Origin of the sequence: Plantibacter sp. 2H11-2 (assembly GCF_050031945.1) — a bacterium.
GTDB classification, from domain to species: Bacteria; Actinomycetota; Actinomycetes; order Actinomycetales; family Microbacteriaceae; genus Plantibacter; species Plantibacter auratus.
The window spans coordinates 376,709-392,951 of record NZ_JBNBBL010000001.1; the positions used below are offsets into that span (position 1 = coordinate 376,709).

A 16,243-nucleotide genomic window follows, 5' to 3' on the forward strand; every position below is an offset into this window, starting at 1 on the left:
GATGGTGTCTTCCGTCGTGATCTGCGTGTCTGGTGGGCGTCTACCGGTTCGCCGCGAGGGCCGCGATCGCATCGCCGACCTCGGTCGTCGTGCGTGCTGCGCCGGTGCGGGCGGCGATGTCGGCGGTGACGGCAGTGGCGACTCGCGCCGCCTCCGTCTCGAGGCCGAGATGCGACAGCATCAGGGAGACGGAGAGGATGGCGGCGGTCGGGTCGGCCAGCTGCTTCCCGGCGATGTCGGGCGCCGATCCGTGGACGGGCTCGAACATGCTCGGGTACGTGCCGTCCGGGTTGATGTTTCCCGAGGCCGCGAGTCCGATGCCGCCGCTGATCGCGCCGGCCAGATCGGTGAGGATGTCGCCGAAGAGGTTGTCCGTGACGATGACGTCAAATCTAGCAGGATCCGTGACGAGGAAGATGGTGGCCGCGTCGACGTGCAGGTAGTCGACCGCGACGTCGGGGAACTCCGCGGACACCGCGTCGACGACGCGTTTCCAGAGCGACCCGGCGAAGACGAGGACGTTGGTCTTGTGGACGAGGGTCAGCTTCCCCCGACGTGCGGCCGCAGCGGCGAACGCGTAGCGCACCACCCGTTCCACCCCGTAGGCGGTGTTGACCGACACCTCGTTCGCGATCTCGTGCGGCGTGCCCTGACGGATCGCTCCGCCGTTGCCGACGTACGGCCCCTCCGTGCCCTCACGGACGACGACGAAGTCCACGTCGCCGGGCTCGCTCAGCGGGCTCGGGACGCCCGGGTACACCACGGTCGGGCGCAGATTGACGTAGTGGTCGAGGCTGAACCGGAGCTTGAGGAGCAGTCCACGCTCGATGTTCGCGTTCGCGAGCCGGGGGTCGCCGGGCACGCCGCCGACCGCTCCGAGGAGGATGGCGTCGTGCGAGGCGATCGCGGCGAGGTCCGCGTCGGTCAGCACGTCGCCGGTCTCGAGGAACCGCGCGGCGCCGAGCGAGAAGGGCGTCTGCTCGAACCGGACGTCGCCACCCTGCACCGCCGCATCGAGGACCTTGAGCGCCTCGCCGACGACCTCGGGACCGATCCCGTCGCCGGGGATGACTGCGAGCTTGACGGTGCGGGACATGCGACTCCTGAGGATGCGACGACGGTGTGCGCCCAGCTTAACGCCTCCGACCTCGGGCGGATCGTGCCACCCGTCTCCGGGTGGCACGATCGACGGAGCCCTACCGGACCCGGCGAAGACCGATCGCCGCGACGAGCATGGCGGCCACGATGAGGCCGACGCCGATCCACGCTGCGACACCGACCCCGCTGTCGAAGGCGTGCCGCGCGGAGTCCATGAGTGCACCCGCGAGGTCACCGGGCAGCTGCTCGGCGACGTTCGCCGCACCACCCAGGGTCTCCCCCGCCGCCTGCTGCTGAGCAGCGGTCAGTCCGTCCGGCAGGACGACCGTGGAACGGTAGGACGCGGTGAGCACCGTACCGAGCGTCGCCGTGCCGAGCACCGCGCCCAGCTCGTAGGCGGTCTCGGAGACACCGGACGCCGCACCGGCCTTCTCCGGCGGCGCACTCGCGATCACGAGCTCGTTCGACACCGTCTCGGCGGAGCCGATGCCGAGCCCGAGGGCGACGAACGCGAGGCCGATCCCGAGGGCCGACACGTCTCCCCCGGTGATCGCGATGGAGGCGTAGCCGACGGCGGACACGACGAGTGCGATCGGGACCACGATGCCCGGACGGACCCGCTTGGAGATGGGCACGATCACGAGGCCGGCGATGATCATCACGATGAGGCCGGGGAGTAGGACGAGCCCGGCGTCGAGCGGCTGCAGGCCCAGCACCAGCTGCAGGTGCTGCGACACGAAGAACAGCCCACCGACGAGCGCCGTCACGCTCAGCAGGTTGATGACCACGGCGCCGCTGAACGAGGCCCTCCGGAACAGGCTCAGATCGAGCAGCGGATGCTCGAGGCGGAGCTGACGGCGGATGAACAGGACACCACTGACCACGCCGACGACCATCGAGACGACCGTGAGCAGGTCGAAGCCGGCTTCCGCCAGGTGCTTGATGCTGAACACGAGTGGCGTCATCGTCAGGAGGATGAGCACGATGCTCGGCACGTCGATGCGTCCAGGGTTCGGGTCCTTCGACTCCGGGATGAGGAAGGGCGCGAGGACGACGAGCGGCAGGAGCACCGGGACGGCGAGCAGGAACACCGCGCCCCAGGCGAAGTGCTCGAGGATGATCCCACCGACGATCGGCCCGAGCGCGCTGCCGGCGGCGAACCCGCTGGCCCAGACGGCGATGGCGAACCGTCGCTGGTCGCGGTCGAGGAAGATGTTCCGCAGCAGTGAGAGCGTCGACGGCATGAGCATCGCACCGAAGAACCCGAGCGCCGCCCGAGCCGCGATCAGGAGCTCGGCGCTGGGCGCGAACGCCGCGGCGACGGAGACGACACCGAATCCGATGGAGCCGATGAGCAGGAGACGACGACGACCGATGCGGTCGCCGAGGCTGCCCATCGACACGAGCAGGCCGGCGAGGACCAGCGGGTAGATGTCGACGATCCAGAGCAGCTGCGTCCCGGTCGGGGTGAGCGCGCTCGAGATCGCGGGCAGCGCGAAGTTGAGGACCGTGTTGTCGACCGACACCAGCAGGACGGGGAGCATGAGGACGGCGAGCGCGAACCAGGCTCGCCGACCGGCACGGGGAGCGGCGACGGCGGTGGGTTCGGTGGCGGTGGACACGGTGACCTCTTTCAAAGCGTGGAGAACGGCGCCGGTCGGGCGCCGCCCGCTCGACTATACCGTCCAGCCGGTATAGTATCAATCCGAATCCGACGAGCCGAATACGATGGAGCCATGGCGAAGCAGACCGCAGCCCGAGAACGCGTCCTCGACGCCTTCGCCGAACTCCTCATCGAGCAGGGCGAACGCGCCGCCACCCTCGACGCCGTCGCCGCGGCGGCCGGCGTCTCCAAGGGCGGACTGCTCTACCACTTCGGCAGCAAGGAGGCCCTCGTCGACGGCCTCATCGAGCGGCTCTCGGACATGAGCGAGGCCGACACGGCGCGGATGCTCGCGGCCCCGGAGGGCGTCGTCGAGTACTTCGTGCGCACCTCCGTCGACTGCGGCACCCCGTTCGACCGGACGATCATCGCCGTCGCGCGGCTGGCGCAGGGACAGCACGCCCAGGCGAGCGACGCGATGGCGGACATCCGCCGGAGCTGGTTGCGCACGGTGGAGGACGCCGTCGGCGACCCCGACACCGCTCGTGCCATCGTGTTGATGTCCGACGGCCTCTACGCCAACACGGCGCAGCTCGGCATGGGTGTCAGCGACCCCGACGAGGGCAGCGACGAGTCGATCGAGCGGCTCCTGGCCGTCATCGCGCGACTGCTCCCCGCCGGCGGGCGCTGAGCCGCGACGCCCGCCGGGCGCACCGGAACGGCGTCGGCGCCTCGGCCTGCGGACGACGATGCCCCGCACCGGACGGCGCGGGGCATCGGGTCGGAGCAGCGGTCGGGCTACTGCTCGGTGATGTCGATCTCGCGGAGCAGTGTCGCGTCGATCGTCTCGCGGATGACCTCGAGGACGTCGTCGGCGACCGGTGAGTCGACCGTCAGGACGCTGAGCGCCGGGCCACCGGCCTCGTGACGGGCGATCTGCATGCCCGCGATGTTGATGCCCGCCTCGCCGAACCGCTGGCCGTAGACGGCCACGATGCCGGGTCGGTCGGTGTAGACCATCACGATGTGGTGCTTCGCGAACGGCACCTCGACGTCGTAGCCGTTGATCTCGACGATCTTCTCGGTCTGCTTCGTGCCCGTCAGAGTACCCGACACCGAGATCTGCGATCCGTCGCTGAGGGCTCCGCGCAGCGTGATGACGTTGCGGTACTCCTCGCTCACCTCGTCGGTGAGCAGGCGCGTGACGACACCGCGCTGCTCGGCGAGCAGCGGGGCGTTCACGTACGAGACCGTCTCGCTGACGATGTTCGTGAAGATCCCCTTGAGCGCGGCCAGCTTCAAGACGCTGACGTCGTACCCGCTCAGCTCGCCGTGGACCTCGACGTCGACGCTCGTGAGCGACGAGGTCGACAGCGCGGCGAACACCTGCCCGAGCTTCTCGACGAGCGGGATGCCGGGACGGACGTAGGGGTCGATCACGCCGCCGGCGACGTTGACCGCGTCCGGGACGAGTTCGCCGCCGAGCGCGAGGCGCACGGACTTGGCGACCGAGACGCCGGCCTTCTCCTGTGCCTCATCCGTGGACGCACCGAGGTGCGGCGTCACGATGACGTTCTCGAGCCCGAGCAGCTTCGTGTCGGTGGGCGGCTCGCTGACGAAGACGTCGAGGCCGGCACCGGCGATGACGTTGTTGGACAGCGCCTCGTACAGCGCGTCCTCGTCGATCAGGCCGCCGCGAGCGACGTTGACGACGTAGGCCGTCGGCTTCATGAGCGCGAACTGCGGGCCGGCGATCATGCCCGTCGTCTCCGGCGTCTTCGGCATGTGGATGGTGATGAAGTCGGACTGCGCCAGCAGCTCGTCGAGCGTGACCAGCTGCACCCCGAGCTGCTGCGCACGAGCGGACGTGATGTAGGGGTCGTACGCGATGACGTTCGTGCCGAACGCCTGCAGACGGGCCGTGATGAGGGCACCGATACGGCCGAGGCCGATGATGCCGATGGTCTTCTCATAGAGCTCGGTGCCGGTGTACTTGGACCGCTTCCACTGCCCCTGGGCGAGCGCGGCGTGCGCGGCCGGGATGTGGCGGGCGAGGCTCAGGATGTGGCCGACGGTGAGCTCGGCCGCGGAGATGATGTTCGACGTGGGTGCGTTGACGACCATGACCCCGGCCGTCGTGGCGGCCTTGATGTCGACGTTGTCGAGACCGACACCTGCGCGCGCGACGACCTTCAACCGGGTGGCCGCCTGGATGGCCTCCTCGTCGACCTTGGTCGCGGATCGGACCAGGATGGCGTCGGCGTCGGCGATCGCCGCGAGCAGAGCCGGGCGGTCCGTCCCGTCGACGGAGCGCACGTCGAAATCGGGCCCGAGGGCGTCGACGGTTGCTGGTGAGAGTTCTTCGGCGATCAGTACGACCGGTTTCGACACGGAACGGTTCCTTCGCAGTAGCAGTGGGGTGGGCAGCGCGTCGGTGTCCGGCGGCCATCGCAAGCCTATCGGAGGCGCACCGGGCGGTTCGTCGTGTGACGATTCGGCGGCAGGGTCAGACGGAGAGGTCGATCAGCTGCTGCGCGCCGAACATCGCGAGGACCGACAGCGAGATCGCCGCGACGACGCACAGGGCGACGAGGTAGCGCACGGCCTGCTCGCCGAGCGACCGCTCGCGACCGGTCCAGAAGGCGATCGCGAAGGCCACGACCGGCAGGAGCAGGCCGCCGATGAGGACGACCCAGCCGAGCGGCAGGACCGGCACGGCGAGGCCGCTCGCCGTCCCGACGATGCCGACGAGGTTGCCGACGGCTTCGAAGACGTCATAGGCGAAGAACAGGCCGAACAGGACGGCGATGGACCAGCTGAGCCAGCCGGGTCGCTCGGCGGCGGGTTTCGACACGGGGTCCGCGGTGATGGAGGGCATCAGGGTCACACTCCTCGGAGGAACGGCCAGGGCAGGATGAGCACGACACCGAGCAGGAGCATCGCGATCCTGACGACGGGTCTGCCGCCACGGGTCAACCAGAGCGTCGCGGCCATCCACACGGGTCCTGCGGCGACCGCGAGTCCCTGTCCGAGATCGAACATGAACCGGCCGACCGCATCGCTCGGGACGGCCGCGTCAGGACGGAACGCCGAGATCAGCCAACCGACGCTGTACAGCAGGAAGACCCCACCGAAGATGCCGAGGGTGACCAGCATGACCGAGCTCATCTGCTCGCGCTCTCCGGCGGCAGCCTCGCCCGTGACCCGGTCGGTCGGCTTCGCGACGTCGACCTCGACAGGAGGAGTCATCGGTTCCGCGATCGGACCGGCCGACTCCGCGGCCGGCTGGATCGCCTCGGTCGCCCGAACCCGCGTGATCGGCTCCGGCGATGCGGGCTCGAGCGTGGTCCGGTCGCCGGAAGCCGAGGCGTCGAGCGTCGGATCGTCGTCGCCCGCCCAGCTCAGCGCGTCTTCGTCCCGCGGCTCAGTCATACCGCCAGCCTATCGCCGCCGGGCCGATCACCGAGTGCGGCGATCCGGACTCGACGGAGCAGAATTGGCTGGTGAACCCGTTCCCGCTCCTGCAGTCCATCCTGACCGTCGTCCTCGCGATCATGTTCATCGGCATGGGAGTCCTCCACTTCCTCCCGGGACCGGCGAGGACCATGGCCGCGATGATCCCGGGACCCCTGCGGGGCAGCACCATCACACCGCGGATGCTCGTCGCCATCACCGGTGTGTGCGAGATCGCGGGCGGCGTCGGCCTGCTCGTCCCACCCACCAAGCTCGCCGCAGTGGTCTGCCTGATCGTGTTCCTCGTCGCGGTGTTCCCGGCGAACGCCGCGGCCGCGCGGCAGCCCGAGCGGTTCGGTCGACTCGCCGTGCCGTTCGTCCCACGGCTCATCGGTCAGCTCGTGCTGATCCTCGCCCTCGTCATCGTGGCGATCTGATCGCTCGACGGGACCGGTCGACGATCCCGTCGGTGCCGACGGATCTCAGACGGCGACGGCGGCGCGCCTGGCCGCGGCCACCGCGCGAGCGACGGTCGTCGCGTCCGTGATGTCGTAGCTCGGCGACCCTCCGCCGGGGCCGGTCTCGGTGACCCGGCCGGCACGACGACGGGCGGAGAGGTGCACCGCGTCGACGCCCGCCCGCGCGAGGGCGGGGATCGCATCGATCGTGACGCCGCCACCGGCCATGATCTGCATCGAGCTGTCGCCCCTCGAGGCCATCTGCGCGAGCTTCTCCGCGCCGTCGATGCTCGCCCGCGCGCCGCCGGACGTCAGCAGACGGTCCACACCGGCGTCGCGCAGCTGGTCGGCGGACCGGACGGGGTCGGTCGTCGCGTCGACGGCCCGATGGAACGTCACCGCGAGCGAGCCCGCAGCCTGACGCAGCTGCGCCAGCGCCTCCAGATCGATCGTGCGATCGGACCGGAGGGCGCCGACGACGATGCCCGCAGCACCCGCGGCCTCGAGCGCGAGGATGTCGCCGGACATGACGTCGATCTCCGCGGGCGAGTAGACGAAACCGCCCTCTCGCGGACGCACGAGGACGTGCACGAAGTCGTTGAGCCCGGCTTCGTCCGCAGCGCGGACCGCCGCCATGACCAGTCCGATGGAGGGGGTGAGCCCACCGGTGCCGAGGGCCTGGCACAGCTCGACCCGCTGGGCTCCCTCGCGGATGGCGATGCGGACCCCCTCCACGTCCTGGACGGCGATCTCGACGGCGATTGGCGACTGGAGGCTCATTGGACCCATTGTTCCAGTGATCCGCTCGAGCCGAGGACGCGCACGCCGCTGCGCTACTTGTCCGTGCCCTGCGACACCGAACCCTGCAGCTGGCGCTGGAAGATCAGGTACACGATGAGCACGGGGACCACGGTGATCACGGACGCCGCGAAGAGCGCACCGAAGTCCACCGAGTACCCGGCCTGGGCGGCGAAGGACGCCATCCCCTGCGTCAGCACGTAGTTCTGCGGGTTCGAGTTGAGCGCCACCGGCAGGAGGAACTGATTCCACAGCCCCACGAAGTTGAGGATCGCGACGGTCGCGAGCCCCGGCCTCGCCATGGGCAGCATCACCTGGAAGAAGGTCCGCCACTCCCCCGCTCCGTCGATCGCAGCAGCCTCCGCGATGGAGACCGGCAGCGACTTGAAGAACGAGAACAGGAAGAACACCGTGAACGGGAAGGCGAACGCCGCGTACGTGAGGATGAGTCCCGGGAGCGAGTTGAGCAACCCGAGGCTCTGCAGCACGAAGAACAACGGCACGATCGCGAGGAACACGGGGAACGTGAGGCCGGCGAGCATCAGGTAGTAGATGGCCCGGCTCCCGAAGAAGCGGAACCGCGCCAGCACGTACGCACACATCGAGCCGAACAGCATGGTCACGATCAGGGCGCCGAACACCACCACGATCGAGTTCAGGAAGAAGCTGCCGATACCGGCCGTCGTCCACGCGTTCACGTAGTTGTCGAAGTTCCACTTCGACGGCAGCGAGAACGGCGAGGCGAAGATCTCGGAGCTCGTCTTGAACGACGACATGACCGTCCAGAGCAGCGGGACGACGACCACGATCGACCAGATGATGAGCACCGTGTGCGATGCCGTCCCGACGACGCGGTCGCCCGTGGTCGGCTTACGGCTGGCCGGTGTGCGCGTGCCGGTTCCGACGACCGCCGGGTTCGCGGTCGTCGCCGTGGTCTGGACGGTCATTCCGCCACCCCTTCATCGTTGCCGCCGGTGAGCCGGCTGACCAGGAAGACGACGCCCGCGAACATCAGGGTGACGAGCGCGAGCACGACCCCCATCGCGCAGGCGTAGCCGAACTGGCCCTTGGTGAACGCCGTCGTGAACAGTTGCTGCGACATCACGAGCGTCGTGTTGGACGGGCCGCCGCCGGGATTCAACGCGGCCATGTACACGAACGCGTCGAGGGCGAGGATGCCCATGTAGATGTACGCCGTCTGGATGTTGTCGCGGATCAGCGGGATCGTGATCGTGAGCGCGGTCCGCAGGCGGCCCGCGCCGTCGATCCGTGCCGCCTCGTACACTTCGGCCGGCACGCCCTTGATCGCCGCGATGAAGAGCACCGTGTAGAACCCGATGAGTCCCCAGACGATGACGAACATGGTCGCGATCATCGCCGTGTCCGGCGAACCGAGCCAGGCGAAGGAGGTGAACTGGTCGAGCCCGATGCCGGTCAGGAAGCCGTTCAGCAGCCCGGACGACGGGTCGTAGATCTGCTTCCAGATGAGGCCGATGACGATGGCCGGCACGACGTACGGGAAGAAGGTGATCACCCGGTACACGCTCGAGTTGCGGAGGCCGCGGATCGGACCGTTGCTCGGCCCGCCGATCGTGATGAGGGAGGCGAAGAGGAATGCGATCCCGAGGGTCACGAGCGGCAGGACGATCGCGAGCGCGACGCTGTTGCCCATGGACTGGAGGAAGGTCTGGTCCTGGAAGAGTTTCGTGTAGTTCGAGAACCCGACGAAGTCCATGCCCGGGGAGAACCCGGACCAGTTCGTCAACGAGTAGTACGCCGCTTGCGCGAACGGTGAGACCACGAAGACGACGTACCCCACCACCGGCACGATCAGGAAGACCAGGAAGAACGAGACCCGGTCGAACGTGAAGTCCCGGCGGCGCAACCGCCGGGCGGCGGGAGGGGTAGCCCCTCCCACCTTCCCGATCGGCGTGCCGACCGCCGTCATTTGACGGTGACCTTGTCCACGGAGTCGTCGTTACGGACCTTGTCGGAGATGTCCTGCATGCCCTTGGTGAGCGTGGCGACGTCGGAACCACCCTGCAGGAACGTGTTCCAGAGGACGAGGAGGTCCGTGTTGAGTCCGTACAGGTCGATGAAGCTCCACGAGAACACGTCGGTGCCCGCGTCGTTCAACATCTTCACCTGGGACACGAGCGCCGTCGAGCCGAAGCCGTCCTCGGGGATCGTGTCCTTGACGATCGTCGACGAGAAGGTCGTCTTGGCGAAGTTCACCGCGGCGTCGTTCGACAGCATGGCCCGCAGGAACTCCTTGCCACCGCCGACGTTCTTGCCCTGCGACGGGACGATGAACCCTTCACCGGCGGTGCTGTGCAGCGCCGAGTACGGCAGGGCTGAATCGGCGGAGACCGTCGGCTCGGGCGCGCCGGTCATCTTGAATCCGTCCTTCGTCTGGGTCTTCATCTCGTTCTCGATCCAGCCACCCGAGGGGTAGAGGATGAAGTCCTCCGAGTTGCTCCACTGCGCCTGCGCAGCGGTGAACTGCGTTCCGGCGCCACCGGGCTTGACGTAGCCGGCGTCGATGATCGCCTTGAGACCCTTGAGCACGTCCTGGACGGCCGGCTTCGACCAGCAGTCCGCCTCGAGGTTCTCGAGCGCCAGACGGACCTCGTCGCCGCCCTCCTTGATCGCGGACGCGATCGCCATCGTCAGGTAGTAGGTGGCCGCCTCGGTGCCCCAACCGAACAGGTACTTGCCCTGCGCCTTGGCCTTCGCACCGAGATCGAGTGCCTCAGCCCAGGTCTTCGGGGGCGTCCAGCCGTTCGCCTCGAAGAGCGCTGCCGAGTACCAGACCGCGTAGACCGTCAGCACGTAGTTCAGCTGCACGAACTTGCCGTCGAAGGTGCCCGGCTCGACGACACCCGGGTAGAGGGTGTCCTTGATGACCTTGCCCTCGTAGTTCTTCGCCTCGATGACGTCCGTCAGGTCGGCGAGCTGCTCGCGGATCGTGTTGATGCCGATGAGGCCGGCGCCGCTGTTGTCGATGACGTCCGGCGGGTTGCCGGCGACGAACCGCGGCTGGAGGGTCTGCGCGATGTTCGTCGCGGCCGTGACCTTGACGGTCGAGCCTGCCTGCTGCTTCTCGACGAGCTTCCCGGCGAACTCGGTGTACTCGATGCCGTACCCGCCCTTGAAGATGACGGCGTCGACCGTCGAGTTGGCGGCCATGCCGAACGGGTTGTCGGCCGAGACCGGTCCGCCGGTGGTGGTCGCCCCGCCTCCGCCGCCGACACAGGACGCGAGCGTCCCGCCCAGCGGGAGGAGGATCGCGGTCGCGAGTGCTCCTCGCAGGAAATCGCGGCGTTGGAGCGTTGCTGGCTGCTTGTCCATCGGTCTACCTTCCAGTGATTCGAGTGTTGCCCGGGTGTGGTGCTGTCGGGGTGGTGTTGTCGGGTGTGTGTTGCGGGAGTTGCGACGCCTCGGGTTCAGGCGTCACGTCTGATCCGGCCCCGGTAGCGGTCCTCGAGCACACTGTTGTGCTCGTCGCCGCCCGGGATGTTGGCCGAGATGTAGAGCGGTGGGGTCTCGCCGGTCGCCGCGATCCTCGCTGCGACGCCGATGGTGAGGAGCTGCGCGAGGTAGGCCGCCGTGATCGAGGACACCGCGCCGACCGGGACGCCGTCCTGGACCTCGATGGTCGCGTCGCCGAACGGAGCACGGTTGTCGAGCACCACGTCGGCCACCTCGGAGAGCCGCAGCCCGCTCGGGTGCTTCGGCTCGACGCGCGAGGTGTGCTCGAGCGAGGTCACGGCGATGACGGGGTGGCCGTGTTCCTTGGCGATCAGGGCGAGTCCCACGATCGACCCGTTGACGCCGGAGTTCGACGCGATGATGAACACGTCGCCCTCCCCCACCGGTGAGATCGCGAAGAGCTCCGCCGCGACGTCGCCGCTGCGCTCCAGCGCGGCACCACCGAGGTCGTCGACGGACCGTTCGCCGCGGAGGACGACGTCCCGCAGGGCGATCTTGTTCGTCGGGATCAGTCCACCGGCCCGGCCGGCGATCTCCATCGCGAACGCCTCCGAGTGGCCGGTGCCGAACGCCTGGATGACCGCTCCGCGTTCGAGGGCCGCGACCAGCAGGTCGATCGCGGGGTCGAGTTCGCCGGACCGTGCCGCCTGGGTGATGTCCGCGAGGCGCGAGGTGACCTCGTCGGTGTAGCGATCGACGTGATCGGTCCAGGTCGTGGTGGATGTGGTGCTCATTCGGTTCCTCTCAGACGCCCACGGGCGAGGCGGTCTCGGACAGGGCTCCGGCCTTGGTCGGTCGGCGGTGCGGGGCGACCGCGAGGGCGGAGGCCGCGAGGCGCTTGGTCGTGCGCTCGAAGTTCTGCTGCGCGACGAACAGGTACAACAGATCCAGGACGAACAGCTGACCGTGCTTGGCGGAGAGGTCGTCGGGCTGCAGGAACCGTTCGTGGGCCGAGGTGATGATGGCCAACGTCGACGCGGCGACGAGCGGGGAGTCCGGGTTGTTGCTGATCGCCACGGTGAGCGCGCCCGCGCGACCCGCCTGGCGGAGCATCTGGATGGTCTCCTCGGTGCGCCCGGTGTTGCTGATCCCCAGGGCGACCGAGTCCGGGCCCTGGATCGCCGCGCTCGTGAGGCCCGCGTGGACCTCCGACCAGGCGTGCGTGCTGATGCCGATCCGGTACAGCCTGGCCTGCATCTCGTCGGCGAGCATCGCGCTGCCGCCGACACCGTAGATGTCGACGTTCCGGGCGCGCGCGATGGCTGCGGCGATCTCGAGCATGACCTCGAGGTCGATCACGTCGGCGGTCTCCCGCAGCGTCCGGGTGTGCGCGTTGAGCAGCGTGCTCAGGACGTCCGGAGCCGAGTCGTCGGGGCCGAACGCCCGGCCGATGTCGGTCTGCCAGGAGTCGCGTGCGGTGCTGCGACCGAAGTCCTTGGCGAGGTCGACCCGGAACGGCGCGTAGCCGGTGTACCCGATGATCCGGCAGAAGCGGGTGATGGTCGCCGCTGAGACGCCCGAATCGGCTGCGAGCTCACCGATCGTGAGGGTGAGGGGCGCGTCTGGGTTCTCCAACAGGTAGTCCGCGATACGCAGCATGACCCCGGACATCTCCGGCATCCGCGACCGAATCCGGTTGGTCACGCCGGTGGCGTGCTCGACCGGTGGGTCGGTGCGGATGGAAACAGTCATGGAAATTCCTTTTCTCCTTCGTTGGAGTGACGCGAAACTGATTCTTACAGTACGTTGTGGCCCACGGCAACATGTTTCGAGATGATGACGATGATGAAAACAACTCTGGCGGTCGACGCCGGCGGCACCTCGTCCCGCGCGGTGCTCGTGGACGCCTCAGGACGTCGCCTCGGTTCCGGGCGCGCGGGCGGCGGGAATCCGACGTCGTCCGGTGTGGACAGCGCTGCCACGCAGATCGCGCTCGCGGCTCGTGCCGCACTCGACCAGGCCAGGACGACGTCGTCCATACCGCCCCTCCCGTCCGGGTCGCTCGTGGTGATCACGCAGGCGGGGCAGGTGTCCGACGCCTACCGCCGCGCCTTGGACGCACACCTCGTACCGCTCGGACTCGGACCGGTCGTCATCGAACCGGATCTGCTCGGCATGTACGGCTCCGGCTCGGCGTCGCCGGACGGCGTCGTGCTCGTCGCGGGGACCGGGAGCGTCGCGGGACGGATCAGGGACCGTCTCGTCGTCCGGGAGGTCGGTGGTGCCGGCTGGCTCCTCGGTGATGGCGGCTCCGGATTCTGGATCGCCCGGCGCGTGATCCGCGCGGTCGCCGCCGACCTCGACGGCATCGGCCCCCGCACGGGCCTCACCCCGCTGCTCTCCCGGGCGGTCGGGTTCACTCCGGACCCGTCCTCATCCGGTGACGCGGACCACCGCCGGTCCCCGGTACTCGACACACTCATCCGCTCGGTGAACGACGGTCCCCCCATCGCCATCGCCCGCCTGGCGCCGCTCGCCTTCCAAGCCGCGGACGACGACGTCGCGCGGTCCATCCTCGACGCTGCCGTCGACCGCCTGGCGGTCCTCGTGGAACGGGTGCTGGCTCCGGATTCGGACCACAGAGAGAGCACGCTCGTCGTCGGCGGCAGCGTGCTCGTCGACGGACTCCTCCCGTCCGTCCCCTCGGCCGCGGAGCGCCTGTCGTCGGCTGCCGCCGGGGCCCGACTCGTCCCGGTCGCCGACGGCCTCGTCGGAGCCGCCGCCCTGGGCATCAGGATGCTGGGCGGGGACGTCGACGACGCGACCCTCAGCCGCCTGCGCGAGGACCTGGCTGCTGGAGAGAAGCGGTGACGCGGTGATGGCGGACCGGATCGCCGTCATCGGCACCGGTGCCATGGGACTGGCGCACGTCCGCGCGCTCGCCGGACTCGGTGCAGCCGACCGGATCACTTACCTGTGCTCGGCTCGGTCGCCGAGAGCCATGCCGGAGGCACCGGACGCACGACTCACCACCTCGGTCGACGAGGTGCTCCTGGATGCCTCCGTGGGGATCGTCGTCATCTGCACGCCGACCGACACCCATCGGGATCTCGCCGTCAGGGCGCTCCGTGCCGGCAAGCACGTCCTGCTGGAGAAACCGATCGCCCTGACGCTCGCCGACGCCAACGCGATCCTGCAGGCCGCCGACGAGTCCGGCCGGACGTTCATGGTCGCGCACGTCGTCAGGTTCTTCGGCGGGTACGAGGCGATCGACGACGCGGTGCGGGCCGGGGCTGTCGGCACACCCCTCGCCGTCACGGCCGAACGGCTGAGCTCCCCCGCCGCCCCGTCACCGTGGTGGCAGGACGAGCGACGCTCCGGCGGCCCCCTCGTCGACTTCGCGATCCACGACTTCGACCAGCTGAACCAGCTCCTCGGTCAGCCGCGATCCGTGTCAGCACGACGCACCGGCACCGGTCGCCCGATCGAGACGACGGTCGACTACGCCGACGGCGGGATCGGGCGCGTCCTCACCTCCATGGAGCTCCCGCCGGCCTTCGGATTCAGCTCGGCCATCGAGGTGCTCGGCAGCACCGGGCTCATCGCCCACCGATTCGTCGGTGCGTCCCCGACCCACGCACCGCCGCTCTCGGTCGACGCGCTGGGATCGGCCGCCGCGCACGGCCCCTACGACCTCGACGAGACCGATCCCTACCGACGACAGATGGCTTCCTTCCTCGACTGCGTGAAGCGAGACGTCCAACCGTTCCGAGTGACCGGCCGGAGTGCCCTCGCGGCCCTGACGGTCGCGTTGGCGGCGAAGGCATCGCTGGACACCGGCGTGCCCGTGCAGGTCTTCGAACCCCACGACGCCTGAACCGTCGACGCGCAGGAGGTCCGACGTCCTGACCACGCCGGCCCACCGGACAGCAGACATCCGACCTTTCGTGTTAGCCTGCCCCCGCACCGCCGTGAACCCACTCGACGATCGAAGGGCCGCCGTGACCGAGACCACCATCCCCCGACCCGACACCGCCTGGTTCGACGAGGCGAGATTCGGATTGTTCCTGCACTGGGGCCTCTACGCCCTCCCCGCACGCCATGAGTGGGTGCAGACGCGGGAACACCTCTCGGCCGAACAGTACGAGCGCTACCGCGAGCACTTCGACCCAGACCGGTTCGACCCCCGCGCCTGGGCCAAGCAGGCCAAGGCGGCCGGCTTCCGGTACGCGGTGCTCACGACGAAGCACCACGACGGCTTCTGCCTGTGGGATTCGGCACTCACCGACTTCACGTCCATGCACACGCCCGCCGGCCGTGACCTCGTGGCGGAGTTCGTGGAGGCCTTCCGCGCCGAGGGGCTCCGGATCGGCTTCTACCACTCGCTCATCGACTGGCATCACCCCCACTTCACGGTCGACGGCATCCACCCGCGACGCGACGACCCCGAGGCGCTCGCAGCGAACGCCGACCGTGACTGGTCCCGCTACCGGGACTACCTGCACGGCCAGGTGCGCGAGCTGCTCACCGGCTACGGCCCGATCGACTACCTCTTCTTCGACTTCAGCTACTCGCAGGGCATCGAAGGTCTGCCGGGGAAGGGCGCCGCCGACTGGGGCTCCGAGGAACTCGTCGAGATGATCCGCGGGCTGCAGCCGGAGATCCTCATCAACGACCGCCTCGAACTCCCGGGCGACGTCACCACCCCCGAGCAGTACCAGCCCGTGGTGACACCGGTCGGTCCCGACGGCGACCCCCTCCGGTGGGAGGCCTGCCAGACCCTGAACGGCAGCTGGGGGTACGACCGCGACAACCTCGACTACAAGTCGCCGGAGCTGCTCCTGCGGATGCTCATCGATTCGGTCTCGAAGAACGGCAACATGCTGCTGAACATCGGACCGACCGCGCGCGGGACGATCGATCCTCGCGCGATCGAACGACTCGACGTCCTCGCCGACTGGTTCGCGCTCCACGAGCGGTCGATCCGAGGATGCGGCCCGTCGGAGTTCAGCAGTCCGACCGACGTCCGATACACGCAACGCGGCGACCGGCTGTACGTCCACGTCTTCGCCTGGCCGTTCGTGCACCTGCACCTGCCCGGTCTCGGCGGCCGGGTGCGCTACGCGCAGCTGTTGTCGGACGGCTCCGAGGTGCAGTTCCAAGTGCATCGCCCGGAGCACGATCTGCCGAACCAGCACACCCAACCGAAGGGACTCGGTCCCGACACAGTGACCCTGCACCTGCCGATCGGTGAACCCGACACCCCGATCCCGGTCATCGAGATCTTCCTCGAGCCCGGCACGACCGGAGCAGCGACGGCCTGAGGCTCCCGCAGACGACGGAACGCCCGCCCCGACGGATCGGGGCGGGCGTTCTGGCTCGGTGCCGCTGAGCGGCTGGA

At 68.9% G+C, this 16,243-nt stretch carries 16 protein-coding genes; 5 read left to right on the plus strand and 11 right to left on the minus strand.

The features are described from left to right. Nucleotides 1-40: 40 nt before the first annotated feature. The gene (locus tag ACQG07_RS01715; RefSeq protein ID WP_138946787.1) at nucleotides 41-1,096 is read right to left on the minus strand and encodes a 3-isopropylmalate dehydrogenase; all 1,056 of its coding nucleotides are present in this window, start codon (nucleotides 1,094-1,096) and stop codon (nucleotides 41-43) included. 100 nt (nucleotides 1,097-1,196) lie between these two features. Continuing rightward, nucleotides 1,197-2,720: an MFS transporter gene (locus ACQG07_RS01720; RefSeq protein WP_426736983.1), complete on the minus strand. Its 1,524-nt coding sequence runs from the start codon at nucleotides 2,718-2,720 to the stop codon at nucleotides 1,197-1,199. Between the two features lie 114 nt (nucleotides 2,721-2,834). On the opposite strand from ACQG07_RS01720, the gene ACQG07_RS01725 reads away from it, so the two are divergent. Next, nucleotides 2,835-3,392 (plus strand): TetR/AcrR family transcriptional regulator, encoded by a 558-nt coding sequence (locus ACQG07_RS01725; protein ID WP_079705616.1) that lies wholly within the window; start codon nucleotides 2,835-2,837, stop codon nucleotides 3,390-3,392. 107 nt (nucleotides 3,393-3,499) lie between these two features. On the opposite strand, the gene serA is transcribed toward ACQG07_RS01725, so the two are convergent. From serA to ACQG07_RS01740, 3 genes are all read right to left on the minus strand, one after another. After that, nucleotides 3,500-5,092 carry a phosphoglycerate dehydrogenase gene (gene serA, locus ACQG07_RS01730; RefSeq protein ID WP_071260923.1) on the minus strand — a complete coding sequence of 531 codons (1,593 nt, stop codon included), beginning with the start codon at nucleotides 5,090-5,092 and terminating at the stop codon, nucleotides 3,500-3,502. Nucleotides 5,093-5,207: 115 nt separating this feature from the next. Continuing rightward, nucleotides 5,208-5,579, minus strand: coding sequence for a bacitracin resistance protein (locus ACQG07_RS01735; RefSeq protein WP_137241906.1), 372 nt, complete (start codon nucleotides 5,577-5,579; stop codon nucleotides 5,208-5,210). 5 nt (nucleotides 5,580-5,584) lie between these two features. After that, nucleotides 5,585-6,133: a DNA polymerase III subunit gamma/tau gene (locus ACQG07_RS01740; protein WP_192018386.1), complete on the minus strand. Its 549-nt coding sequence runs from the start codon at nucleotides 6,131-6,133 to the stop codon at nucleotides 5,585-5,587. Nucleotides 6,134-6,204: 71 nt separating this feature from the next. Here ACQG07_RS01740 and ACQG07_RS01745 point away from each other — a divergent pair, with 71 nt between their 5' ends. Next, a complete protein-coding gene (locus tag ACQG07_RS01745) occupies nucleotides 6,205-6,591 on the plus strand; it encodes a DoxX family protein (protein WP_371742710.1) in 387 nt (128 codons plus the stop codon). A 45-nt stretch (nucleotides 6,592-6,636) separates the two neighbouring features. On the opposite strand, the gene ACQG07_RS01750 is transcribed toward ACQG07_RS01745, so the two are convergent. The 6 genes from ACQG07_RS01750 to ACQG07_RS01775 form a co-directional block, all read right to left on the minus strand. Next, nucleotides 6,637-7,392: a copper homeostasis protein CutC gene (locus tag ACQG07_RS01750; RefSeq protein WP_159878332.1), complete on the minus strand. Its 756-nt coding sequence runs from the start codon at nucleotides 7,390-7,392 to the stop codon at nucleotides 6,637-6,639. A 53-nt stretch (nucleotides 7,393-7,445) separates the two neighbouring features. Then, on the minus strand, nucleotides 7,446-8,357 hold the full coding sequence (locus ACQG07_RS01755; protein WP_079705611.1) for a carbohydrate ABC transporter permease: 912 nt from the start codon (nucleotides 8,355-8,357) through the stop codon (nucleotides 7,446-7,448). Beyond that, on the minus strand, nucleotides 8,354-9,358 hold the full coding sequence (locus tag ACQG07_RS01760; protein ID WP_079705610.1) for a carbohydrate ABC transporter permease: 1,005 nt from the start codon (nucleotides 9,356-9,358) through the stop codon (nucleotides 8,354-8,356). The genes ACQG07_RS01755 and ACQG07_RS01760 overlap by 4 nt, the downstream gene beginning before the upstream one ends. Then, entirely contained in the window at nucleotides 9,355-10,761 is a 1,407-nt protein-coding gene (gene ngcE, locus ACQG07_RS01765; RefSeq protein ID WP_079705609.1) for an N-acetylglucosamine/diacetylchitobiose ABC transporter substrate-binding protein, read from the minus strand. The genes ACQG07_RS01760 and ngcE overlap by 4 nt, the downstream gene beginning before the upstream one ends. Nucleotides 10,762-10,856: 95 nt before the next feature. Next, complete coding sequence (locus ACQG07_RS01770) at nucleotides 10,857-11,636, minus strand: sugar isomerase domain-containing protein (protein WP_124769061.1); 780 nt, start codon at nucleotides 11,634-11,636, stop codon at nucleotides 10,857-10,859. A gap of 10 nt (nucleotides 11,637-11,646) precedes the next feature. Beyond that, nucleotides 11,647-12,594 carry a MurR/RpiR family transcriptional regulator gene (locus tag ACQG07_RS01775; RefSeq protein WP_191940839.1) on the minus strand — a complete coding sequence of 316 codons (948 nt, stop codon included), beginning with the start codon at nucleotides 12,592-12,594 and terminating at the stop codon, nucleotides 11,647-11,649. A gap of 93 nt (nucleotides 12,595-12,687) precedes the next feature. On the opposite strand from ACQG07_RS01775, the gene ACQG07_RS01780 reads away from it, so the two are divergent. The 3 genes from ACQG07_RS01780 to ACQG07_RS01790 all read left to right on the plus strand — a co-directional run bounded on the left by ACQG07_RS01780 (nucleotide 12,688) and on the right by ACQG07_RS01790 (nucleotide 16,166). After that, nucleotides 12,688-13,713 (plus strand): N-acetylglucosamine kinase, encoded by a 1,026-nt coding sequence (locus ACQG07_RS01780; RefSeq protein WP_426736985.1) that lies wholly within the window; start codon nucleotides 12,688-12,690, stop codon nucleotides 13,711-13,713. Between the two features lie 7 nt (nucleotides 13,714-13,720). After that, nucleotides 13,721-14,719, plus strand: coding sequence for a Gfo/Idh/MocA family protein (locus ACQG07_RS01785; protein WP_426736986.1), 999 nt, complete (start codon nucleotides 13,721-13,723; stop codon nucleotides 14,717-14,719). A gap of 124 nt (nucleotides 14,720-14,843) precedes the next feature. Continuing rightward, nucleotides 14,844-16,166, plus strand: a complete 1,323-nt coding sequence (locus ACQG07_RS01790) for an alpha-L-fucosidase (RefSeq protein ID WP_426736987.1) — start codon at nucleotides 14,844-14,846, stop codon at nucleotides 16,164-16,166. Nucleotides 16,167-16,243: the final 77 nt, after the last annotated feature.

Coding starts and splice junctions, on each gene's coding strand:
- ACQG07_RS01715 (WP_138946787.1), bottom strand. CDS start 1,096: ATGTCCCGCACCGTCAAGCTCGCAGTCATCCCCGGCGACGGGATCGGT.
- ACQG07_RS01725 (WP_079705616.1), top strand. CDS start 2,835: ATGGCGAAGCAGACCGCAGCCCGAGAACGCGTCCTCGACGCCTTCGCC.
- ACQG07_RS01735 (WP_137241906.1), bottom strand. CDS start 5,579: ATGCCCTCCATCACCGCGGACCCCGTGTCGAAACCCGCCGCCGAGCGA.
- ACQG07_RS01740 (WP_192018386.1), bottom strand. CDS start 6,133: ATGACTGAGCCGCGGGACGAAGACGCGCTGAGCTGGGCGGGCGACGAC.
- ACQG07_RS01750 (WP_159878332.1), bottom strand. CDS start 7,392: ATGAGCCTCCAGTCGCCAATCGCCGTCGAGATCGCCGTCCAGGACGTG.
- ACQG07_RS01755 (WP_079705611.1), bottom strand. CDS start 8,357: ATGACCGTCCAGACCACGGCGACGACCGCGAACCCGGCGGTCGTCGGA.
- ACQG07_RS01760 (WP_079705610.1), bottom strand. CDS start 9,358: ATGACGGCGGTCGGCACGCCGATCGGGAAGGTGGGAGGGGCTACCCCT.
- ngcE (WP_079705609.1), bottom strand. CDS start 10,761: ATGGACAAGCAGCCAGCAACGCTCCAACGCCGCGATTTCCTGCGAGGA.
- ACQG07_RS01770 (WP_124769061.1), bottom strand. CDS start 11,636: ATGAGCACCACATCCACCACGACCTGGACCGATCACGTCGATCGCTAC.
- ACQG07_RS01775 (WP_191940839.1), bottom strand. CDS start 12,594: ATGACTGTTTCCATCCGCACCGACCCACCGGTCGAGCACGCCACCGGC.
- ACQG07_RS01780 (WP_426736985.1), top strand. CDS start 12,688: ATGAAAACAACTCTGGCGGTCGACGCCGGCGGCACCTCGTCCCGCGCG.
- ACQG07_RS01785 (WP_426736986.1), top strand. CDS start 13,721: ATGGCGGACCGGATCGCCGTCATCGGCACCGGTGCCATGGGACTGGCG.